This window comes from Streptomyces sp. Ncost-T10-10d (genome assembly GCF_900091955.1).
In the GTDB taxonomy this organism is placed as follows: Bacteria; Actinomycetota; Actinomycetes; order Streptomycetales; family Streptomycetaceae; genus Streptomyces.
The window spans coordinates 84462-105624 of the sequence record NZ_FMDF01000044.1 but is presented as its reverse complement, the minus strand read 5'-3'; the positions used below and the strand labels follow the sequence as shown (position 1 = coordinate 105624).

Here is a 21163-nt window from a genome sequence, read left to right as displayed (position 1 = left end):
TCCGCCGGACAGGCCCGCGGGCCGCGCACCCTTGATCAGTTCTCGGCGGGGCGCAGGCGCAGGCCCTGCATGCCGCCGTCGACGGCCAGTGCCGTGCCGGTGACCGAGGCGGCGGCAGGGCTGGCCAGGTAGACGATCGCGGCGGCCACCTCGTCGGCCGAGACCAGCCGTCCCAGCGGCTGGCGGGCGTCCAGCGCCGCTCGCTCGGCGGCCGGGTCGTCGGCCTGGCCCAGGAGCCGCCCGATCCACGGAGTGTCCGCGGTGCCCGGATTGACGCAGTTGACCCGGATGCCCTCACGGACGTGGTCGGCGGCCATCGCAAGAGTCAGCGAGAGGACCGCGCCCTTGCTCGCGCTGTACAGGGCACGCTGCGGCAGTCCGGCGGTCGCGGCGATCGAGCAGGTCTGGGTGATCGAGACGGCACCGGGGCGGTCGGCCGCCGCGCGCCGCAGATGGGGCAGGGCGTGCCGGGCGGTGCGGACCATGCCGAGAACGTTGATGTCCAGGACCCGGGTCCACTCGTCGTCGGCGTTGTCCTCGACCGTGCCGATGGAACCGATGCCCGCGTTGGACACGACGGAGTGCAGACCGCCCAGTTCACCGGCGGCCAGGTCGACCGCCTCGCGCACGGCGGCGTCGTCGGTGACGTCCGCCTTCAGCGCGAGCGTGCCGTCGGGGGCGCCTGCAGTCTCACGGTCGAGTACGGCCACGCGCGCACCGCGCGCCAGCAGCATCGTCGCCACGGCGGCCCCGATACCGGAGGCGCCTCCCGTCACCAGGGCGTTCATGCCCTCGAAGTCGCTTGTGCCGGTCATCGGTCATCCTCCTCGGTGGTGCGGCGGGCCTGCCACACGGGGCCCTCCGGATAGCGGTGTGCGGCGATCGATTCGGGGAGCATCCGGGCGGAGAAGCCCGGGGAACTCGGGGCGGCGTAACGGCCGGACTCGATCACGGTGGGGTCGGCGAAGTGTTCGTGGAGATGGTCGACGTACTCGATCACACGGTTCTCCCAACTGCCTGAGACCGCCACATAGTCGAACATCGAGAGGTGCTGCACCAGCTCGCACAGTCCGACACCGCCCGCGTGCGGGCAGACCGGTACGCCGTACTTGGCGGCGAGCAGCAGGATCGCGAGGTTCTCGTTGACGCCCGCGACACGGGCCGCGTCGATCTGGACGAAGTCGACGGCTCCGGCCTGCAGCAACTGTTTGAACACGACCCGGTTGGCGACATGTTCGCCGGTGGCGACCTTGACCGGCTGCCCGGCGCGGACCGCGGCGTGGCCGAGGATGTCGTCGGGGCTGGTCGGCTCCTCGATCCAGTGCGGGTCGTACGGCGCGAGCGCGTTCATCCACTTCACCGCGTCGGCGACGTCCCAGCGCTGGTTGGCGTCGACGGCGATCCGGACGTCCGGCCCGACGGCCTCGCGGGCCAGGGCGAGTCTGCGGACGTCGTCGCCGAGATTGCCGCCGACCTTCAGCTTGATCTGGGTGAAGCCGTCGGCAACGGCTTCCTTCGCCAGCCCGACCAGCTTGTCGTCGGTGTATCCCAGCCAGCCGGGCGAGGTGGTGTACGCCGGGTAGCCCTCGGCGCGCAGTCGCTCGGTGCGCTCGGCCCGGCCCGGTTCGGCGGCCCGCAGGATCGCGAGGGCCTCATCGGGGGTGAGGGCATCGGTGAGATAGCGGAAGTCGACGAGGGAGACGATCTCCTCGGGTGTCATCTCGGCGAGGAACTGCCAGACGGGCCTGCCTGCCTGCTTCGCCGCGAGGTCCCAGGCGGCGTTGACGACCGCGCCGGCCGCCATGTGCATCACACCCTTCTCAGGGCCGAGCCAGCGCAGTTGGGAGTCATGGGTGAGCTCACGGTGCAGTGCGGCGAGGTCGGCCGCGGTGCGGGGCACCGGGCGCCCCACCACGTACGGGCGCAACGCTTCGATGGCTGCGGCCATCACCTCGTTGCCGCGCCCGATGGTGAAACAGAAGCCATGCCCCTCGATGTCAGTGCCGTCGGTGCCGTGGGCGGGAGCAGTGCTCAGTACGACATAGGCGGCCGAGTAGTCCGGGTCGGGGTTCATGGCGTCCGAGCCGTCCAGTTGTTCCGAGGTCGGGAAACGGATGTCGTGGACCTCGAAATCCGTGACGGTCTGACTCATGTGCGCCCCCAGGGGAATAACATCGGACCTTTGCTTTGGTCATCCGATGTATAGCGTCACGAAGGCCCCAACGTCCAGGGTTGAGACGAAATTGACTGGACACAGCTCGGATGTATTCAGAGACTGATGCCCTGATTCGACCGGTGATGCACCTTCGCGGGTCGGGTTCACCCAGCTGTGCACAGGGGCTGCGGCGAGAGTGGCCGGAAGCCGTAAGGTTGGTGGGTACGCAAGGGAACTTCGGAAGGAGGCCTGGGTGATCGAGCTCGAGGGGGTTCCCGAGCTGATCGACCCGGTCATGGTGGCCGCGTTCGAGGGATGGAACGACGCAGGTGACGCCGCATCCACGGCGGTCGCGCATCTGGACCGGGAGTGGAAGGGCGAGGTGTTCGCGGCGCTGGACGCCGAGGACTACTACGACTTCCAGGTCAACCGGCCGACGGTCTGGCTGGACGGCGGGGTGCGCAAGATCACCTGGCCGACCACCCGGCTCTCCGTGGTCCGCATCGGCGGGGACAAGCCCCGCGATCTCGTCCTGGTCCGCGGTATCGAGCCGTCCATGCGCTGGCGCTCGTTCTGCAACGAGATCCTCGCCTTCGCCCATGAGCTGGGCGTGGAGATGGTGGTGGTCCTGGGCGCGCTGCTCGGCGACACCCCGCACACCCGCCCGGTACCGGTCAGCGGAGTCACCTCCGACCCGGATCTGGCACGGACCATGGACCTGGAGGAGACCAGGTACGAGGGTCCGACGGGCATCGTCGGCATCCTCCAGGAGGCCTGTACGCACGCGGGCGTGCCCGCGGTGAGCCTGTGGGCGGCGGTGCCGCACTACGTGTCGCAGCCGCCCAACCCGAAGGCCACGCTCGCGCTGCTGAACCGCCTGGAGGATCTCCTCGGTCTGCGCATCCCGCTGGGCGAGCTGCCCGAGGACGCGCGTGCCTGGCAGCTCGGAGTCGACCAACTGGCCGCCGAGGACAGCGAAGTGGCGGAGTACGTGCAGACGCTGGAGGAGGCCCGGGACACCGCGGAGCTTCCCGAGGCGAGCGGCGAGGCCATCGCCCGGGAGTTCGAGCGCTATCTGCGCCGCCGGGACGTCGGTCCGGGCCAGACGCCCGGCGGGCATGCGACGGAGAGCGGCGATGCCTCGTATCTGCGCGACACCTCCAGCGGCCGCACCCGTCCGCCGAAGCCGGTCCGGCCGGACAGCGGGGGCGAGACGGGACCCGGCTCGCCGCCCACGAGCGGGCCCGGCCGGAAGCCACCGGCCGACCAGGAGAACGAGGACAGCGACGGCGACGACGGCCCACAGGATTCGTCGGAGGAATCCTCGGAGGACTGATGAGACCGGCGGAGCGCCGGGCGGGTACGTCCCCGCCCGGCGCTCCTGTGCTGTCCGGGTCATTCAGGAACAGATGAACCGCGCAGCGGCCCAGTCCCCGTGGTCACCGGTCTTGGATCCATTGGTGTCCGTGACCTTCAGGTGCACATGGCGCGCACCGTCGAGCTTCACATCGACCGGTACGGTCGCCGACGACCCCGTCACCTTCGGCGAGGTCCACAGCACCTTGCCGTCCGCCTCGACGGAGAACGCCACTTCGCCGTAGCCGTTGATCTCGTCGTCGATCCCCACGTCGGCGGTGAAGGCGGTGCAGCGCCCGCCGAGATAGACCTCGATGTCGGAGTCGGCATGGGTGCCGATCCCCTTGTCGTACGTCTTCCCCGCGAGGGTGAGCCGGTGTCCGTCGGCCGCGCCCGACTCGCCGTTGCTGCGGTCGCGTTCGGCGGGCCCGTAGCCATTGACCGACTTCAGCCACACCAGATCGCTCGCCCAGGCCTCACCGGTGGGCGGCGGTGGCATCACACCGGCAGCGAACCGCTGGACGGAGGTCCGGGCTTCGCCGGCCGCCCGGTAGCGGGCGAGTGCGGTGATCCTCGCCTCCCCCGCCGTGGCGTCCTTGGCCGGCGTGAGCGACACCTCGACCCGCCGGGTGGTGCCCGCCGGAATCCGGTCCACGGCCGGGGCCTGGGTGACCTGCCAGCCCTCGGGAACGTCGAGGGTGACCGCGGCGTCCGTCACGTCGGCATTGCCCGCGGTGACATCGACGGCGACGGTGCCTTCGACCCCGGCGCCGATCTCCTGCCCGGCCGGCGCGGAGAGGACGGCCGTCGCGGCCGCGTTCCTCCCGCCGACCGCGCTCGTGTTCTCCAGCTTCACGGAGAACTTCTTTCCGGTGGAGAGCGGCGCTGTCTTGATCTTCACGACACCGCCGCGGTCGTCCTGGTCGTACCACCAGCCCTGCTTCGCGGCCTTGTACGCGGCCGCGGAACCCAGCCGGGGCAGCTTGCCGTTGAGCTTGACCGCGCCCGGCGCGGAGCCGGTGTGCACGCTGAACTCGTACGGGCGGGTGTTCTGCTTGCCGGTGAACTCCCCCTTGCTCTCGCCGATCCGCACGGTGACGTCGCCCGCACCCCGCACCGGGGCGTCGACGTCGGCGGTCTGTGTGGCGTACTTGCCGTCGCGGTGCTGCCGGGTGACGCCGTCGTCCTCGTAGAGCGTGAAGGACGACTTGCCCTGCGGGTAGATGTCCCAGGCGAGCGGGGAGTCGGCGGTGCGGTCCTTGTACGAGCGGATGCCGGGCCACATCGGCACACTGGCACCGCCCTTGACGAACAGCGGCAGGGTGTCGAGCGGGGCGCTGTAGTGGTCGACGGTGGTCGGCCCCTCGTACGTGCGGCCGCTCCAGTAGTCGGTCCAGGTGCCCTTCGGCAGATAGATTCCGTTGCGCTCGGTGCTGTCCTGGTAGACGGGCGCGACGAGAAAGTCCTCGCCCGACATGAACTCGTACTTCGCCGCGTCCGTCGCCGCCTTCGGGTCGTCCGGGTATTCGAGGACCAGCGGGCGGACCATGCCGACGCCGGTCTTCGTCGCCTCGTGCGCGTAGGAGTACTGGTAGGGCAGCAGCGACTCCTTGAGCTTGAGGTAGTCGCGGTTGATGGAGGTGTACGGCTCCCCGTACCGGTAGGGCTGCTTGTCGCTGGCCGCCCAGCCGTCCATGGTCATCGTGGTGCCGAGGAACATCTTCCACTGGAGGTCACGGGTGTATGTCTTGGCGCTGCCGCCGAAGATTCCGTCGACGTCGCCGGTGGTGTAGGCGAGACCGGACATCGTGGCGCCGGCGTAGGTCGGGATCTGCCAGCGGATGTAGTCCCAGGTGCCGTACTGGTCGCCGGACCACTGGACGCCGCAGCGCTGCGCGCCCGACCAGCTCTCGGGGGCGTAGGTGAAGCCGCGGGCGTCGCTGTTGTCCTCGATGCCCTTGTACGCGTCCTTGCAGCCGTCCAGGGCGAACTTGTAGCCCGAGCCGACCCAGGCGACATCCAGCTTGGCGACCCGCTGGCCCGCCTTGACCTGGTCGGCGATCTTGTCGATGCCGTCCTCGGTCCACAGGCCGAGCTGCATGTCGCGGTCCTGGAGGCCCTTGGCGGTCTCGGCGAGGTCCTCGTAGCCGCAGCCGTATCCGTCGTTGACGAGCATCCAGCCGTTCGGCATGTCGTGCTCGACGTAGCCGTCGGCGATCTTCAGGGAGTCCAGGGTGCGGCGCTCGCCGCGGTTGGCGTTGTGGAGGTAGCAGTCGGCGTCGCCGATCTCCATGCCGTACACGGGTGGCAGGAAGGGCTTGCCGGTGAGCTTCGTGTACTGGCCGATGACGTCCTTGGCGCTGTCGCCCGCGAAGTAGTAGGCGTCGAAGCGCTTTTCCTTCGCGCTGGTGGTCACCGGGTCGGTGAACGCGTAGGTGTTGGGCGCGTAGGTGTTGCGGTAGACGCCGTAGCCGGCCGAGGAGAGGTAGAACGGCACGGAGTTGGGGTGGCCCCCGTCGTTCCAGTTGTAGTCGACGCCGACCTCGACGGTCTTGTCGCGGTGCGAGGTGTTGCCGCGGCCGTTCTGCATTCCGGCGCCGTAGAACTGCTCGTCCGCGCCGCGGGCCAGGGTCTGGGTGGTCTGCTTCCCGTCCCAGCTCAGCCCCTTGGCCTCGGACCAGACCTGGGTGCCGTCCGCCCGGTACAGCGCGAAGCGCAGGGGCGTCTTGTAGGCGCGCAGGGTGACGCTGCCGGTGGAGAGTTCGTAGCGGTCGCTCCGCTCCTTCCACCGGGTGTGCGGCGGGGTGCCCTGCGGCATGACTATGTCGTCGCCGGTCGGGTCGGAGAACGTACCGTCCGGGGCGAGTTCGATACGGAAGGTCTCGTCGGAGACGAAGCTGACACGGGCCTCGGCGGCGCCGGCCCTCAAGTGGTAGACGGATCCGTCGGCGGAGAATCCGGTGAGGTCGCCGACCGTGGTGGTGTCCGGTTCGGCGGCGCCGGCCTGGGCTGCGCCGGGCCCCGCGAAGACGGCCATCAGCCCCAGCAAGGCTGCAAGTGCCGCCGTTCTGATGCGCGTTGATGATTGCATAGAGCGCTTTTAGCGCAACATCGAGCACTTGACCATGGACAAAACGGAACCGGCCCTGAACTTCGTCGAGAAGTCCAAGGCCGGCTCATCGGATGGCGATCAGCGGGTTGTCACCGTGCGCGGCACTACAGTGCGACGCCCAGCAGCGCGTCGACGGCGCGCGAGACGAGGCCCGGTGCGCCCTCGTCCGTACCGCCCTCGGCGTTCTGGCGCTCGGCCCAGCGGTCCACGGCCGCCAGGGCGGCCGGTGCGTCCAGGTCGTCGGCAAGGGCCTCGCGGACCTCCTCGACCAGGGCCTCGGCGGGCAGTCCGTCAGGCCGGGAGACGGCGGCACGCCACCGCCCGAGCCGCTCGACGGCATCGGCGAGCACCTGGTCGGTCCACTCCCAGTCGGACCGGTAGTGGTGCGACAGCAGGGCGAGCCGGATCGCCGCCGGGTCCACGCCGTCACGGCGAAGCTTCGAGACGAAGACCAGGTTGCCCTTGGACTTGGACATCTTCTCGCCGTCCAGGGCAACCATTCCGGCGTGCACATACGCCTGGGCGAACGGGTACTCGCCGGTCAGCACCTGGGCGTGCGAGGCACCCATCTCGTGGTGCGGGAAGGCGAGGTCGGACCCGCCTCCCTGGACGTCGAAGCCCATGCCGAGGTGGTCCAGGGCGATGGCGACGCACTCGATGTGCCAGCCGGGCCGGCCGGGGCCGAGCGAGGCACCGTCCCAGCTCGGCTCGCCCTCACGGGCGGCCATCCAGAGCATCGGGTCGAGCGGGTTCTTCTTGCCGGGGCGCTCCGGGTCGCCGCCACGCTCGGCGGAGAGCAGCCGCATCGCCTCGGCATCGAGGTTCGAGACCCCGCCGAAGTGCGGGTCGGTCTCGACGGAGAAGTACACATCCCCGTCGAGTTCGTAAGCGGCGCCGGCGTCCCGGAGCCGCTCGACGAGCGGGACGATGCCCGGTATCGCCTCCACGGCACCGATGTAGTGCTTCGGCGGGAGCATGCGCAGGGCAGTCATGTCCTCGCGGAACAGGGCCGTCTCGCGCTCGGCGAGCTCGGTCCAGTCCTGACCGTCGCGCACGGCCCGCTCCAGCAGCGGGTCGTCCACGTCGGTCACGTTCTGGACATAGTGAACCTGCCGCTTGGTGTCGAGCCACACGCGCTGAACGAGGTCGAACGCGTTGTAGGTCGCCGCATGACCCATGTGGGTCGCGTCGTACGGCGTGATGCCGCAGACGTAGATACGGGCGACGGGACCGGGGTCAAGAGTGATCCGTCCGCCGGTCGCGGTGTCGTGGATCCGAAGGTCGCGGCCCTTGCCAGGCAGGGCGGGGACCTCAGAAGCGGGCCAGGCATGCATGCCACGAGCGTAACCGGATGCATGTTCCGGATACGAACCGGATGCCGGATCTTGACCGAAGAGGCGGTCTTGCGCGGCGTGGGTTCATCTGCTCCGGTACGGGCCCGGCCCGACTGCCCCCGCTTCCCCACCGCCGGTGTGGCTTGATCTCGTCACACCGGCGGCCAGGGGATCGACGGCCACTCACCGCTCGGCTCCGGGTGCTTCCCCGACGCCCTCAGCCCCTCCACGCGTCCCCGCAAGGCCTCGATCTCGACCTCGGTGATCAGCTCGGCCAGCCGGGTGACGAGCGAGCTCCCGGGCGCCAGCTCCGCACCGAGCCGGTCGACGACCTCGGCGGCCTCGGCCGTCAACGGCTCGCCCGCCCACCCCCAGAGCAGGGTGCGCAGCTTGTCGTCGGTGTTGAAGGTCACTCCGTGGTCGATGCCGTACAGCCGGCCGTCGGGTGCGGGCAGCAGATGGCCGCCCTTTCGGTCACCGTTGTTGATCACGGCATCGAGGACCGCCAGCCGCCGCAGCCGCGGATCGTCCGCGTGGACCAGCAGGGCCGTCTTCCCCTCCCCGACCTCGGCGAGGACGACGGCCCTCCAGCCCTCCCCCGGCTCCTCGTCCTCGACGAGCGCCAGGAGCGCGGGCTGACCGTCCGCGGAGGACTCGTCGCTCCCCGGCGCCGCTTCGATCCACAGCTGGCACATGCCCTCGCCGTACGGCCCGTCCCGCAGCACGGTGGGCGGTATGAGCCCCCATCCGGTCGCCTCGGAGATCTCGTACGCGGCCACCTCACGCCGGGCGAGCGTGCCGTCCGGGAAGTCCCACAGGGGCTGTTCCCCGGCCACCGGCTTGTATACGCACGTCACCTCGTCGCCCTCGTGGGCGACAGTGCAGTAGAGCACCGCGTTGGACGCCCCACGGATCCGGCCGCGGACGGTGAGCCGGCCCTCGGCGAGGAGGGTGACCAGCTCGGTGTCGGTCAGACTCCGCGACGGTACCCGTTCTGGCGCGGGCATACGTGTCCTTCCGGGTCGAGCGGCAGGCTGCACAGCGGGCACGGCGGGCGCCCGGCGTTCACGACATCCAGGGCGCGCTTGGCGAAGGCGCGGGCCTGCGCGCCGCTGAGGCGGACCCGGAGCATCGGCGGACCGTTCTCCTCGTCCTGGAGCAACCGCTCCTCGGCCTCCGCGAGATCCTCGTCGGAGTCCACGTCGAGCTCGACCAGCGCCTGTGCCTCGACGATCATGCGCTGCTCCTCGCCGTCCCAGGCGAGCGCCATCGTGCCGACCCGGAACTCCTCCTCGACAGGCACGTCGAGCGGCGCGGTGTCGGTGACATCCATCGGAGCCACGGCAGGCACCGGAGAGTTCCCGCCGGTCCGCCGCACCACCTCGTCGAGCAGTTCGTCGATGCGCTCGGCGAGCGCGGCGACCTGAGTCTTCTCCAGGGCCACGCTGGTGACGCGTCCGCCTGAGGATGCCTGCAGGAAGAACGTACGACGTCCAGGCAACCCGACCGTACCGGCCACGAAGCGGTCCGGGGGGTCGTAGAGGAACACCTGACGGGACACGTCCTGTCTCCCTTGAAAATTGACGGCAGATGAGGGGCGGCCGGGCTCCGGGGGATTCCCCCGGAAAGGGCACCTACGGCGCGTCCACCCTACTGCGCGAAGCGATCACGGCGCCCCAGCGCCGCCCCCGACCGCCGCGTCCGCATCGGCGTCCGCAGCCGGGCGCCGGCCCTCGTCCGTTCCGGCTGTGTGCTCACGGGGCGCCAGCGGGGCGAGGTCCCCCGTGTCGCCGAGGCGCAGCAGGAAGGGCCGCAGCCTGGTGTAGCGGATCGCGGTGACCGAACAGGGGTCGGCGTGGATCCGCTGGAAGAGGTCGAGATGCATGCCGAGCGCGTCGGCGACGAGTGCCTTGATGATGTCGCCGTGCGAGCACATCACATAGGCGGCGTCGTCACCGTGCTCGGTCTCGATCCGCGCGTTCCAGTCCCGTACTGCGTCGACGGCTCGTGCCTGCATGGCGCGCATGGACTCGCCGCCGGGGAACGCCGCGGCCGACGGATGCTGCTGCACGACCCTCATCAGCGGTTCGTCGGTGAGTTCCGCCAGCTTGCGCCCCGACCAGTCGCCGTAGTCGCACTCGCTGATCCGCTCCTCGGTGTACAGCACCAGTCCCGGCCGCGCCCGGAGCAGCGGCTGCAGGGTCTCCCGGCAGCGCTGCAGGGGGCTGCTGACGGCGGCGGCGAGGGGCAGTGCGGCCAGCCGTCCGGGCAGCGCCGCGGCCTCGGCGGCACCGCGCTCGTCGAGCGCGACACCGGGAGTGCGGCCCGCGAGCACCCCGGCCGTGTTGGCGGTGGAGCGTCCATGGCGTACGAGGATCAGGGTGGGCATACGGGCCAGCGTAGGCCGCTGCCGCCGGTGAGGTGCGCCGGGGACCGGAGCAGGGAAGAATGCGCGCCGTGATTGTGGACAGTGCGATCTACCGGGGCGGGCGGCGTACCGAAGGCCCCGCCGATCTCTCCGATGCCCTCGCGGAGGCACGGGCCACCGGGGACGCGTTTCTCTGGATCGGTCTGCACGAGCCGACGGAGAAGGAATTCGAGCTCGTCAGCAGCGAGTTCGGACTCCATCCGCTGGCCGTGGAGGACGCTCTGAGTGCGCACCAACGGCCCAAGCTGGAGGTGTACGACGACTCGCTCTTCGCGGTCATCAAGCCGGTGGTGTACGAGCATCTGAGCGACACGGTCACCACCGACGAGCTGATGGCCTTCATCGGCGATTCGTTCGTCGTGACGGTCCGGCACGGGGAGGGCGCCCCGCTCGCCGCGGTACGCCGTCGTCTGGAGTCCGAGCCGGAGGTCCTCAAGCACGGACCGACCGCGGTGCTGTACGCGATCAGCGACGCCGTCGTCGACCACTACATCGAGGTGGCGGGCGAGCTCCAGATCGACCTGGAGGAGCTGGAGACCGAGGTGTTCGCGCCGACCGGCGCCGTGGACACCAAGAACACCGCGTCGCGCATCTACACCTTCAAGCGGCAGATCATGGAGTTCCGCCGGGCCACTGGTCCGCTGAGCGCCCCCATGGCCCGGCTGGCGAGCGCGGAGGTGCCGTTCGTCCACGAACACTCGCAGCCCTTCTTCCGCGACGTGAGCGACCATCTGACGCGCGCCAACGAGTACGTGGAGGGGCTGGACCGGCTGCTCTCCGACATCCTCTCGGCGCAGCTGGCCCAGGTGGGCGTGCGGCAGAACGACGACATGCGCAAGATCTCGGCCTGGGCGGCGATGGCCGCCGTACCGACCATGGTGGCGGGGATCTACGGCATGAACTTCGAGCACATGCCGGAGCTCCGCTGGGTGTGGGCCTATCCGGCGGTGATCGTGCTGATGGGCTCCGTGGTCTTCGGCCTCTACCGGCAGTTCAAGAGACGCGGCTGGCTCTGACGGGCGGCCCGGCGCGGCGCCCGGATCAGGCGGACTCGGGCGCCTGCGTCGCGGGACCGCCCAGTGCGTCGCGCCGCTCGGGCGGCGCCAGGCTCACCATGCGCCGCCACCCCACGAGCCGTTCGTACGCGTAGACCCCGTGGATCCCCGCGGCCAGCACCGCCGCCTTGGCCCGGGGCCAGTGCAGGATGCGCCCCATGTGATGCATCACGGCGAGGCTGACATCGCGGTACACGCGGATCTCGGTGAGCGCGCTCTCGCGCAGAATGCGCTGGATCGTGCGGCCGTGTCCGAAGCGGGCGAAGCGGAGCAATTCCTCATGGCAGTAAGCCAGGTGGTTGTCCTCGTCGTTCGAGATCATCTTCACGGCGCGGCCGAGGTCGGGGTGCTCGGCGAAGTACTTGTGCAGCAGCGCCATCTGCTCGGAGGCTCGCTGTTCGGTGACCCGGCTGTGGGCGAGGTAGGTGATGATGTCCCGCTCGGAGAGCAGCTCCTGGCGCCCCAGCTGCTCGTGGGCGAGGCCGATGCCGTGCTTCTCCAGCAGCATCGTGTAGTCGGTCTCGTGCGGAACCTCGACCGGCTGCAGCCCGCGCTTCCTCAGCAGCGCGTCGAAGATCCGGCCGTGCTTGTCCTCGTCGGCGCCGTGCCGCGCGATCTTGGGCGCCAGGGCCCGCTGGCTCTCGGGCACGAGGGCCGCGATACGCCCGTTCTCCCAGCCTCCCTGGGACTCTCCGCTCGCCGCGATGGAACAGAACAGCCGGAACGACTCGTCCTCGTCGAGAATCTCCTGGAACAGGCTCCTTGCCGAGAGCACCACTGCCACCTCCGTACCGGCATCCGCCCATCGCCAGTCAAATGCGACGCACCCACCCGGGCAACAGGAACGCACCACGGCTACGCCGGACGGGCTGCAGCGCTCCGGCCCGTCCGGCGAGCGAGGACGGAACCGTCAGCCCGGTGACCCCGCACCGAAACGCACGCCGTTCGGCGTAACCACACGCCCCCCGAACGCGTTGTTCCACGCAACGGCCGTGGCGGGGAGGCCCCCCCGAGCCCCCACCACGGCCGTAGCGCTGTCCCGGGGCGCCGGGAGCCCCCGGAAGTCCCGCGCCCGCGTTACGCGAGCCCGGACCGCTCCAGCGCGTCCGTCCCGGCCCGCAAAGCCGTGATCCGCTCATCGAGCGTGAACCCGGCCGGAGCCAGAGTCAGCGTCGTGACGCCCGCCGCGGCATACGCCCGCATCCGCTCGGCGATCCGCTCGACCGGACCGAGCAGCGTGGTCTGGTCGATCAGCCGGTGCGGCACAGCGGCAGCGGCGCCGTTCTTGTCGCCGGACAGGTACTTGTCCTGAATCTCGGCGGCTTCCTCCTCGTACCCCATGCGCTGCGCGAGCCGGTTGTAGAAGTTCTGCTTGCGGCTGCCCATGCCGCCCACGTACAGCGCGGTGTACGGACGGAACATGTCCGCGAGGCCATGGATGTCGTCACCGACGGCCAGCGGCAGCGTCGGGCAGACGTCGAAGCCCTCCATGGTCTTGCCGGTCTTCTCACGGCCCGCCCGCAGGTACTTCACCGCGGTGTCCTCAAGGTGCTCCGCGGACGGGAGGATCAGCAGCGCGCCGTCGGCGATCTCGCCGGTCTGCTCCAGGTTCTTCGGGCCGATCGCGGCGATGTAGAGCGGGATGTGCTCGCGCTGCGGGTGGACGGTGAGCTTGATCGGCTTGCCCGGACCGTCCGGCAGCGGGAGCGTCCAGTGCTGCCCCTCGTACGACAGCCGCTCACGGGACATCGCCTTGCGGACGATCTCGACGTACTCCCGGGTGCGGGCCAGCGGCTTGTCGAACTCGACGCCGTACCAGCCCTCGGACACCTGCGGTCCCGACACGCCGAGGCCGAGCCGGAAACGGCCGCCGGAGAGCGAGTCGAGGGTGGCGGCGGTCATCGCCGTCATCGCGGGCTGGCGGGCCGGGATCTGCATGATCGCGGAGCCGACGTCGATCGATTCGGTCTGGGCGGCGACCCAGGAGAGTACGGTCGGCGCGTCGGAGCCGTACGCCTCGGCCGCCCAGCAGACGTCGTAACCGAGCCGGTCGGCCTCCTGGGCGACGGCGAGGTTGTCGCCGTCCATTCCCGCGCCCCAGTAACCGAGATTGATGCCGAGCCGCATAGCCGCTCCCCTTACTGATCAGTAACGTCCCTGAGATTCGGACTCTAGCGCGCGGCAACGGGTTCCGGCAGGGGCGACTTGATGCCGGGTTGTCCACAGGCTTCCGTCCGGTGGGGCTCTGGCCAGTAATCTCAGCGCACATGGAGCAGAGGCATCTCGGCCGCACCGGCCTTCGAGTGTCCCGAATCGGGCTCGGCACCCTGACCTGGGGCCGGGACACCGACGAGCACGACGCTGCCGAACAGCTGAAAACCTTCTGGGAGGCGGGCGGCACGCTGGTCGACACTGCCGATGTGTACGGCGGTGGGGAGGCCGAATATCTGCTCGGGCGGCTCACCGAGGGCCTGGTGCCACGGCGCGATCTGGTCATCGCGACGAAGGCGGGCAGTGTGGCCGACCCGTACCGCCGGTTCAACGGATCCCGCGGCCATCTGCTGGCGGCGCTGGACGCCTCCTTGGAACGGCTCGGTACGGATTACGTCGATCTGTGGCAGATCCACGCCTTCGACCCGGTGACTCCGCTGGAGGAGACCCTTCAGGCGGTCGACCTGGCCGTGTCCACCGGCCGCGCCCGGTACGCGGGAGTGTCGAACTTCTGCGGCTGGCAGCTGGCCAAGGCGGCGACCTGGCAGCTCGCGTCGCCCGGCGTACGCACGCGGCTGGCGAGCACCCAGATGGAGTACTCCCTGTTGCAGCGGGGTGTGGAACGCGAGGTGCTGCCGGCCGCGCTCGATCTGGGCATGGGGCTGCTGCCTTCCTCCCCGCTGGGCCGGGGTGTCCTGACCGGCAAGTACCGGACGGGCACTCCGGCGGACTCACGCGGCGCCTCGGAGCTGCTCGCCCCGTTCGTCGAGCCATATCTCGACGACCCGGCCGGCCGTATCGTGGACGCGGTGGCGACAGCGGCCGACGGCCTGGCCACGACGGCGCTCCAGGTAGCTCTCGCCTGGGTGCGGGACCGGCCGGGAGTGGTGGCCCCGATCGTCGGTGCACGCAACGCGCAGCAGCTCACGGCGGCATTGTCAGTGGAGGCGCTTAGTCTTCCTGACGAGATCTGCCAGGCGCTCGACGATGTGTCGGCGCCCGTGCACCGCTATCCCGACCAGGACTGGAGCACGCTGTGACTGCGCTTCCCCGGGGGGAAACCCCCGGCTCCCCGGCCGCCGACGACGACAGCGTTGTCGCGGACCCCTCCGCCGCCGTGCCCGCTCCGTCCTCGGAGGACGAGGGTCACGACGGGGGCGAGGGATCGACGACGGCCGATGACGCCGCCGACGCCGCGGAGACGGACGGCGACGACTCCGGGACCGACGCGGCAGCCGGGGCCGCCGCCGGGGCCGACGGCATGACGCACACCGATGAAACGGCCGACGGGACCGGCGGCACGACCGACACCGACGGGACAGTCGCGACCGACGGCGCCGTGGACGGTTCGGCCGTCGCCCCCGCGCCGCTCTCCGAGGCCGAGGCCGAGCTCGCCGCCCAGCGTGAGCTGAGGGAGCGGATCGAGAAGCGCAAGGCCGAGAAGGAAGGGCCCATCGCCGCCGGTGCGAAGCTGAGCGGCCCGGCGGCCGATCTGCTGGCGGCCGTGCGTGCCGTGGAGAGCGGCGAGAAGCCCGCCGCCGCGTTCTTCGACTCGCCCGCACCCGCCGCCCCTCGCCGGGCCGCTCCCGCGCCTGCTCCGGTACGCCCCCGAGCGCCGGAGCAGGCCCCGGCTCCGCAGGGCGCCTCACCGGAGGTCGTCGCCGCGGTGGCCGCCGTACTGGCCGAGGGCGGTGCGCCCGGAACGCTGGCGCGCCCGGCGGCGGAGGCACTCGGCGCGCAGGCCGCCGATGCCCTGCGCGAGGACCCGTGGCAGTTGCTGGCCGTGCCGGGAGTCAGGCCCGAGCAGGCCGACGGTTTCGCACGGGCCGTGCTGGGCACGGAATGCGGCCCGGACGACGAGCGGCGCACTGCGGCCCTGGTCGGCTGGCTGCTGGAGCGGGCCGCGCTCCAGGGCCATACGGCACTGGACGCGACGGCGGTACGTGCCGCGCTCGCCGAGCGCTCGGTGACCGACCCCGACTCGGCCGTACAGCATGCCGTCGCCGAGGGCGTCGTCCTGGTCTTCCAGGACGGGCAGGACGACCAGGAGTCCGAGGCACTCGCGGAACCCGGCGAGGACGCCGCAGGAAGCGCGGAGGACCGGGCCGGGCAGGAACCGGTGCAGGTGCTGCTCGGCCTCGACCGGTACGCACTCGCCGAGGAGAGCCTCGCCGACGGGCTGGCCCGCCTGATCAACGCCTGTGAGAAGGACGCCGACTGGACGGGGCCGGCCGCGGCCGCGGGCTCCCCGTCGGCCGCTGAGCTGATCCGTGCGGTCGCGGCCCATGGTCTCGTGGCGCACACCGGCGGCGAGGCGGCCAGGGCCGAACCCGCCGCGCTGGTCAGCGCGGCCCGCGGCCTCGGACTGCGCGCGCTGGGTGCCGTGCACAGCGTCGACGGCAGGCGTCGGCTGGCCGAGGCGACCGGCGATCCGTCGGCGGCCGTCACACTCGCCGGACTGCTCTCCGACGCGGAGGGTCCGGGGCGGGACGAGGAGGGGGCGATCGCCGTCGACCTGCTCGTCGTGCTGGACGCCCCGCAGCTGGACGTCGAGACCGCCGCGATCCTCGTGGAGTCGCTGGCCGACGGCGCCCGGCTGGTGCTCAGCGGCGACCCGGGCGTGCTGGGCTCGGCCGGTGCGGGGCGGGTGTTCGCCGATGTGCTGGCGGCCCGTGCCTGCCCGCAGATCGTGTCCCGTACGCCGGATCCGGGGCCGATCGGCGAACTGGTCTCCGGCATCGGCATCGGCGAGCTGAACCAGGTCGCGGCGCCCGGCAAGGAGGTGGTGATCGTCCCCGTGCGCGATGCGGGCGAGGCGGTGCACCGCACCGTGCAACTGGTCGCCGACTCGGTGCCGCGCGCCATCGGCGTACCGTCGGCCGACACACAGGTGATCACCGTCGGCCACGGCGGCTCCGCGGGCACCCGGGCGTTGAACGCGGCACTGAAGCAGCGGCTCAACCCCGGTCCGGGGCGGTTCGGCGGCTTCGACCCGGGCGACCGTGTCGTCCATGTCCCGACGCCCGGCAGGACCGTGCCCGGGGTGGTCGTCTCGGCCGACGCCGAAGGCCTGCACCTGGACTGCGCGGGCACGAAGGTCGTCGTACCGCAGGAGCGGGTGGAGTCGTCCGTTCGCCACGGGTGGGCCCTCAGCGCCCACCAGGCGGCCGGGATGCGGTGGCCCGCAGTGGTCGTCGTGCTGCCGGGTGACGCCGCCCAGGGGCTGAGTCGCCCCTGGGTGTACACCGCCTTCAGTCGCGGGGAGCGGCATCTGTCCGTCGTGCACGGGGTGGATCAGGCACTCCAGCACGCGGTCGCGCAGTCCCCGGCCCAGGACCGCACGACGCGACTGCGCACCCTGCTGGCGGCTCCGGCCGGATGACCGGGTCGCGCCCTGTCCCCCACCGCCGGACGGGCCCGGTTTCGGGCCCGTCCGGCGGACGGATCAGGAGTTGTCCACCACCAGGCCGACCGGCTCCTCGTCCGATTCGTCCTCGTCGAAGACGGCGCTGACGTCGAAGCGGCAGACCACCAGTTGCGGGTCCGCTTCGTCGAACGGTGCGCCGAGCCACTCCCCCGCCTCGGGCAATCCCTCCGCGGCCGTGACCCAGAGCGTGGAGTCGCCCTCCTCCAGACCGAACTCCGTATGCCGGGAAGCGATCTCGTCCGGTTCGTACTCACCGAAGAGCACTCCGAGCGCGGCATGGACGCTGGAGCCCACCACCGCGGCGCTCCCGCCGGCGCGGTCGTCCGGATCGAGGTCGGCGATGCGCTGGGCCTGTGCGAGCAGCCGCGGCGGCTCCACCACCGCGTAGTCGCGCCGGATCAGCACACTCAGCGCGTTCGGCTCCTCGGGGCCGGCGTACGGCGGCAGGGAGTCCTCCGCGCCCGGGATCTCGAAAGGAGTGACCTCGTCGTAGCGGTCGTAGAGCAGCTCGTCGTAGAACTCGGCGGCAGCGGCCAGTGCATTGAACGCGTCATAGACAGCGGGATCATCGTCCCCGGTCCGGCGTTCGACCGCCTCGAGGTGATGGTCGAGCGCGGCTTTGATCGCTTCGGCGGCGGCGCGTACCTCGGCAGCGGTGGGCTGCGCAGCATCAGACATAGTGCAGACGCTATCCGTACACGGCCTCTGCCCGCACAATAGATGCGATGCCGGAATACGAATTTGTCGATGTGTACGTACCACGCGGGGTGTCCCGGAAGGAGACGGCCCGCCTGCTGACCGACCATGCCGAGTACGGGCACTGGGAGTTGGACCGACTGACGCTGCGCCGTGACGGCAGCCGCAGGGTGCGGCTGCGCCGACGGATCATCCGCCAGCTCCGGGCCACCTGGTGAGACGAAGCGGGCCCCGCAGTCGCGGGGCCCGCTCCCTTCACCGTGCTTGCGTCGCCGCTCAGGACCGCTATGCGGACATCCGGGCGCGGCGGTACAGCACTGTGCCCGCACCCGCCAGCAGCAGGCCCACGCTCGCCGGGACCAGCAGGTCGAGCCCGCCCGCTCCGGTGTGTGCGAGCTGCGCGACGTTCTGTGTCTCGTGCGCGTTCGACACGTTTCGCGGTCCGGGCGCCGGGGGCTGGTTCTCGGTGACCGGAGTGACCGGGGTGACCGGAGTGCCGACCGGCGGCGTGACGACGTCGGGAACATTTCCGCAGTCGTTGCCGGAGGCGGGATTGAGCAGTCCGCCGATGGTGACACTGTTCCCGCAGGCGTTCACGGGGATGTCGATGGGCACCGCGATGTTGTTGCCCGAAAGCACACCGGGGGAGCCGCTCGTAACCCCCTCGGCCGTTGCCCCGCTCCTGGTGTCGCTTGTGACGGCCCGGTGCCTGCCGGTCCCCGCCCGGTGCGCCTGGGCCCGGTCGTCGGACTCCTGACTGCGCGAGGCGTGGCGGTCCGAGGCAGCGCTCTGCGAACCGTTTCCGCAGGTGTTTCCCGCGGCCGGGTTGAGCAGTCCCACGACACTCACGGAGTTGCCGCATACGTTGACCGGTACGTCGACCGGGATCTGGACCGAATTCCCTGAAAGCACCCCCGGGGAATTCGATGCGCCGCCGGCCGCTCCCGCGTCGGCGTGGGCATAACCGCCACTCAGCGCGAGCACGCCGCCCGCAGCCGCCATGGTGATCAGGCCTTTACGCGTGACCTGTCGCATAGGTTGTTTCCTGCCTTCTACCTTCCGGAATACCCCCGGACCTGACCGTGCGGGGGCGGATTACCCAGCGGCCCCGGAGTGCATGGCGTGCACTCCGGGGCCGACCGGATTCAAACCCTTACGGGTTGACGCACAACGTCAGGCATTGGCGCAGGTGTTGCCGAAGGTGGGGTTCAGCAGCCCGACCACGGAGATCGTGTTGCCACACACGTTCACCGGCACGTGCACGGGCGCCTGGATGACGTTGCCCGAGACCACACCGGGGCTGCCGACAGCGGCGCCCTGGGCACCGGAGTCCGCAACGGCCATGCCCGCACCCGCGAGCACCAGACCACCGGTGACAGCCGCAGCAGCGACGACCTTCTTGATCATTATTCCTCCTAGTTGGCAATGCGGTCCCAGCCGCGGACCGCATCACTTGTAACGAGGAAGAGGTAATTGGGCTACGAGCGTATGGTTCCTTTCACTCGTTCCGGTCAAATACGCACACGCTGGCGATTGTTGACGCGGAGAATCGACGGAAAAGCGGCAGAAAATCAGCAGTTGTCGATGAACCGGTCGAGCACCCGCACCCCGAACTGCAGACCGTCCACCGGTACACGCTCGTCCACGCCGTGGAACATGCCTGCGAAGTCGAGCTCCGGCGGCAGCTTCAGCGGTGCGAACCCGAAGCAGCGGATACCGAGATCGTCGAAGGACTTGGCGTCGGTACCGCCGGAAAGCATGTAGGGGACGGCACGCGCGATCGGGTCCTCCGCCTTCAGGGCGACCTGCATCGCGTCCACGAGCGAACCGTCGAAACTGGTCTCCAGCGCCTTGTCCCCGTGCACGTCCTCGCGCTTCACCCGCGGGCCGAGGATCCGGTCCAGGTCGGCCAGGAACTCATCCTCGAAACCGGGCAGGAAACGGCCGTCGACATGGGCGGTGGCCTGGCCGGGAATCACGTTCACCTTGTAGCCGGCGCCGAGCATGGTGGGAGCGGCGGAGTTGCGGAGCGTGGCGCCGATCATCTTGGCGATGCCGCCCAGCTTGGCCAGCGTGGCCTCCATGTCCTCCGGGTCGAGCGGGGTGCCGAGCGCATCGGACAGCTCGTCGAGGAAGGACCGTACGGTCTTGGTCACCCGGACCGGCCACTTGTGCCGCCCCAGCCGTCCGACCGCCTCGCAGAGCTCGGTGATCGCGTTGTCGTTGTTGGTCATCGAGCCGTGGCCGGCGGTGCCGTCCACGGTGAGCCTCATCCAGTGCATGCCCTTCTCGGCCGTCTCGACGAGGTAGAGCCGCAGGTTCTCGTTCACCGTGAAGGAGAAGCCGCCGACCTCGCCGATCGCCTCGGTGACACCCTCGAAGAGGTCGGGGTGCTTGTCCACGAGATACCGCGCACCGTACGTACCGCCCGCCTCCTCGTCCGCGAGGAAGGCCAGCACGATGTCCCGCGGGGGCTTGCGGCCGCTGCGCATCCGGTCGCGGACGACCGCGAGGGTCATCGCGTCCATGTCCTTCATGTCGACCGCGCCGCGGCCCCACACGCAGCCGTCCGCGACCTCGCCCGAGAACGGGTGGTGCGTCCAGTCGTGAGCATTGGCCGGAACCACATCGGTGTGCCCGTGGATCAGCAGCGCGGGCTTGGACGGGTCCTCGCCCTCGATCCGCGCCACGGTCGAGGCCCGGCCCTTGTGGGACTCGAAGATCTGCGGCTCCAGCCCGACCTCGGCGAGCTTCTCCGCGACGTACTCGGCGGCGACCCGCTCTCCCGGACCCGAGTGGTCCCCGTAGTTACTGGTGTCGATCCGGATCAGCTCACGACAGAGGTCCACGACCTCGTCCTCGCCCGAGACGGTCCGGGCCGTGTTGGTCTCGCTCACACTGCTTCCTTCCACTGTCGCCGTGGTGCTCCCCCTCATCCTCCCGCGCCCGGCCCGCACACCCAAGGCCCCCCACCCCTCGTCATGCGCCCTTCACACTCCCCCTGGCGTGATCGAGCACCCCCGAATGTTTGCTATTGTTTTCCACGTCGGAACGGGCCGGGCCCGCGAGACAGACACCTTGTCCGGGTGGCGGAATGGCAGACGCGCTAGCTTGAGGTGCTAGTGCCCTTTATCGGGCGTGGGGGTTCAAGTCCCCCCTCGGACACAGAAAGAATGCCGATCAGGAGCGATCCTGGTCGGCATTCTGCGTTGTGCCCGCACGGTCGCACATGGGCCGGAGCAGGGTACAACTCGTGTTGAAACGGTTCATCCCCCGCCGGCGTCCAGCAGCACGGAGGCCCCCGCAGAGCGAGGAGTCCCATGAACCGCACACACACGCCCGCCCTGCCCCGGTACGAGGACATGGATCCCGGATCGGGCGGGCTGGAG

At 70.3% G+C, this 21163-nt stretch carries 18 protein-coding genes and 1 tRNA gene; 6 read left to right on the top strand and 13 right to left on the bottom strand.

The window, feature by feature from the left end; genetic code table 11:
- Positions 1–35 precede the first annotated feature (35 nt).
- Both GA0115254_RS05430 and GA0115254_RS05425 read right to left on the bottom strand, forming a co-directional pair.
- Positions 36–815: an SDR family NAD(P)-dependent oxidoreductase gene (locus tag GA0115254_RS05430; protein ID WP_093894132.1), complete on the bottom strand. Its 780-nt coding sequence runs from the start codon at positions 813–815 to the stop codon at positions 36–38.
- The gene (locus GA0115254_RS05425) at positions 812–2152 is read right to left on the bottom strand and encodes an L-fuconate dehydratase (RefSeq protein WP_093894131.1); all 1341 of its coding nucleotides are present in this window, start codon (positions 2150–2152) and stop codon (positions 812–814) included. The genes GA0115254_RS05430 and GA0115254_RS05425 overlap by 4 nt, the downstream gene beginning before the upstream one ends.
- A 256-nt stretch (positions 2153–2408) precedes the next feature.
- Here GA0115254_RS05425 and GA0115254_RS05420 point away from each other — a divergent pair, with 256 nt between their 5' ends.
- Entirely contained in the window at positions 2409–3491 is a 1083-nt protein-coding gene (locus tag GA0115254_RS05420; RefSeq protein WP_093894130.1) for a PAC2 family protein, read from the top strand.
- A gap of 63 nt (positions 3492–3554) precedes the next feature.
- Here the strand turns inward: GA0115254_RS05420 and GA0115254_RS05415 are convergent, their stop codons facing one another.
- The 5 genes from GA0115254_RS05415 to GA0115254_RS05395 all read right to left on the bottom strand — a co-directional run bounded on the left by GA0115254_RS05415 (position 3555) and on the right by GA0115254_RS05395 (position 10346).
- Complete coding sequence (locus tag GA0115254_RS05415) at positions 3555–6602, bottom strand: NPCBM/NEW2 domain-containing protein (protein WP_093894129.1); 3048 nt, start codon at positions 6600–6602, stop codon at positions 3555–3557.
- Between the two features lie 125 nt (positions 6603–6727).
- Positions 6728–7957, bottom strand: coding sequence for a cysteine--1-D-myo-inosityl 2-amino-2-deoxy-alpha-D-glucopyranoside ligase (gene mshC, locus GA0115254_RS05410; RefSeq protein ID WP_093894128.1), 1230 nt, complete (start codon positions 7955–7957; stop codon positions 6728–6730).
- 152 nt (positions 7958–8109) lie between these two features.
- Positions 8110–8964 carry an SCO1664 family protein gene (locus GA0115254_RS05405; protein WP_093894127.1) on the bottom strand — a complete coding sequence of 285 codons (855 nt, stop codon included), beginning with the start codon at positions 8962–8964 and terminating at the stop codon, positions 8110–8112.
- A complete protein-coding gene (locus GA0115254_RS05400; RefSeq protein WP_093894126.1) occupies positions 8928–9518 on the bottom strand; it encodes a DUF3090 domain-containing protein in 591 nt (196 codons plus the stop codon). The genes GA0115254_RS05405 and GA0115254_RS05400 overlap by 37 nt, the downstream gene beginning before the upstream one ends.
- Positions 9519–9623: 105 nt before the next feature.
- Entirely contained in the window at positions 9624–10346 is a 723-nt protein-coding gene (locus tag GA0115254_RS05395) for a histidine phosphatase family protein (RefSeq protein WP_093894125.1), read from the bottom strand.
- Between the two features lie 59 nt (positions 10347–10405).
- On the opposite strand from GA0115254_RS05395, the gene corA reads away from it, so the two are divergent.
- Positions 10406–11401, top strand: a complete 996-nt coding sequence (corA, locus tag GA0115254_RS05390; RefSeq protein WP_093894124.1) for a magnesium/cobalt transporter CorA — start codon at positions 10406–10408, stop codon at positions 11399–11401.
- Between the two features lie 25 nt (positions 11402–11426).
- On the opposite strand, the gene GA0115254_RS05385 is transcribed toward corA, so the two are convergent.
- Positions 11427–12215 carry a hypothetical protein gene (locus GA0115254_RS05385; RefSeq protein WP_093894173.1) on the bottom strand — a complete coding sequence of 263 codons (789 nt, stop codon included), beginning with the start codon at positions 12213–12215 and terminating at the stop codon, positions 11427–11429.
- A 302-nt stretch (positions 12216–12517) separates the two neighbouring features.
- The gene (locus GA0115254_RS05380) at positions 12518–13567 is read right to left on the bottom strand and encodes an LLM class F420-dependent oxidoreductase (protein ID WP_093894123.1); all 1050 of its coding nucleotides are present in this window, start codon (positions 13565–13567) and stop codon (positions 12518–12520) included.
- Positions 13568–13707: 140 nt separating this feature from the next.
- Here GA0115254_RS05380 and GA0115254_RS05375 point away from each other — a divergent pair, with 140 nt between their 5' ends.
- Together GA0115254_RS05375 and GA0115254_RS05370 are read left to right on the top strand one after the other, a co-directional pair.
- Complete coding sequence (locus tag GA0115254_RS05375) at positions 13708–14691, top strand: aldo/keto reductase (protein WP_093894122.1); 984 nt, start codon at positions 13708–13710, stop codon at positions 14689–14691.
- Positions 14688–17033: an ATP-dependent DNA helicase gene (locus tag GA0115254_RS05370; protein ID WP_093894121.1), complete on the top strand. Its 2346-nt coding sequence runs from the start codon at positions 14688–14690 to the stop codon at positions 17031–17033. The genes GA0115254_RS05375 and GA0115254_RS05370 overlap by 4 nt, the downstream gene beginning before the upstream one ends.
- Positions 17034–17096: 63 nt before the next feature.
- On the opposite strand, the gene GA0115254_RS05365 is transcribed toward GA0115254_RS05370, so the two are convergent.
- Positions 17097–17756 carry a hypothetical protein gene (locus tag GA0115254_RS05365; protein WP_093894120.1) on the bottom strand — a complete coding sequence of 220 codons (660 nt, stop codon included), beginning with the start codon at positions 17754–17756 and terminating at the stop codon, positions 17097–17099.
- A gap of 47 nt (positions 17757–17803) precedes the next feature.
- Here GA0115254_RS05365 and GA0115254_RS05360 point away from each other — a divergent pair, with 47 nt between their 5' ends.
- The gene (locus GA0115254_RS05360) at positions 17804–17992 is read left to right on the top strand and encodes a DUF5703 family protein (RefSeq protein ID WP_030918345.1); all 189 of its coding nucleotides are present in this window, start codon (positions 17804–17806) and stop codon (positions 17990–17992) included.
- 67 nt (positions 17993–18059) lie between these two features.
- Here GA0115254_RS05360 and GA0115254_RS47175 read toward each other — a convergent pair whose 3' ends face one another.
- The 3 genes from GA0115254_RS47175 to GA0115254_RS05345 form a co-directional block, all read right to left on the bottom strand.
- A complete protein-coding gene (locus tag GA0115254_RS47175) occupies positions 18060–18809 on the bottom strand; it encodes a chaplin (protein ID WP_093894119.1) in 750 nt (249 codons plus the stop codon).
- A 138-nt stretch (positions 18810–18947) separates the two neighbouring features.
- The gene (chpH, locus tag GA0115254_RS05350) at positions 18948–19181 is read right to left on the bottom strand and encodes a chaplin ChpH (protein WP_093894118.1); all 234 of its coding nucleotides are present in this window, start codon (positions 19179–19181) and stop codon (positions 18948–18950) included.
- 164 nt (positions 19182–19345) lie between these two features.
- Positions 19346–20671: a M20/M25/M40 family metallo-hydrolase gene (locus GA0115254_RS05345; protein WP_093894117.1), complete on the bottom strand. Its 1326-nt coding sequence runs from the start codon at positions 20669–20671 to the stop codon at positions 19346–19348.
- A 183-nt stretch (positions 20672–20854) separates the two neighbouring features.
- Between GA0115254_RS05345 and GA0115254_RS05340 the strand changes: the two genes are divergently transcribed.
- Positions 20855–20939 (top strand) — tRNA-Leu (locus GA0115254_RS05340).
- Positions 20940–21163: the final 224 nt, after the last annotated feature.

What these genes read in the sequence shown, in the direction of transcription:
- GA0115254_RS05380 (WP_093894123.1), bottom strand. Translation starts at nt 13,567, where the DNA reads ATGCGGCTCGGCATCAATCTCGGTTACTGGGGCGCGGGAATGGACGGC.
- corA (WP_093894124.1), top strand. Translation starts at nt 10,406, where the DNA reads ATGCGCGCCGTGATTGTGGACAGTGCGATCTACCGGGGCGGGCGGCGT.
- mshC (WP_093894128.1), bottom strand. Translation starts at nt 7,957, where the DNA reads ATGCATGCCTGGCCCGCTTCTGAGGTCCCCGCCCTGCCTGGCAAGGGC.
- GA0115254_RS05415 (WP_093894129.1), bottom strand. Translation starts at nt 6,602, where the DNA reads ATGCAATCATCAACGCGCATCAGAACGGCGGCACTTGCAGCCTTGCTG.
- GA0115254_RS05405 (WP_093894127.1), bottom strand. Translation starts at nt 8,964, where the DNA reads ATGCCCGCGCCAGAACGGGTACCGTCGCGGAGTCTGACCGACACCGAG.
- GA0115254_RS05360 (WP_030918345.1), top strand. Translation starts at nt 17,804, where the DNA reads ATGCCGGAATACGAATTTGTCGATGTGTACGTACCACGCGGGGTGTCC.
- GA0115254_RS05365 (WP_093894120.1), bottom strand. Translation starts at nt 17,756, where the DNA reads ATGTCTGATGCTGCGCAGCCCACCGCTGCCGAGGTACGCGCCGCCGCC.
- GA0115254_RS05430 (WP_093894132.1), bottom strand. Translation starts at nt 815, where the DNA reads ATGACCGGCACAAGCGACTTCGAGGGCATGAACGCCCTGGTGACGGGA.
- GA0115254_RS47175 (WP_093894119.1), bottom strand. Translation starts at nt 18,809, where the DNA reads ATGCGACAGGTCACGCGTAAAGGCCTGATCACCATGGCGGCTGCGGGC.
- GA0115254_RS05395 (WP_093894125.1), bottom strand. Translation starts at nt 10,346, where the DNA reads ATGCCCACCCTGATCCTCGTACGCCATGGACGCTCCACCGCCAACACG.
- GA0115254_RS05425 (WP_093894131.1), bottom strand. Translation starts at nt 2,152, where the DNA reads ATGAGTCAGACCGTCACGGATTTCGAGGTCCACGACATCCGTTTCCCG.
- chpH (WP_093894118.1), bottom strand. Translation starts at nt 19,181, where the DNA reads ATGATCAAGAAGGTCGTCGCTGCTGCGGCTGTCACCGGTGGTCTGGTG.
- GA0115254_RS05375 (WP_093894122.1), top strand. Translation starts at nt 13,708, where the DNA reads ATGGAGCAGAGGCATCTCGGCCGCACCGGCCTTCGAGTGTCCCGAATC.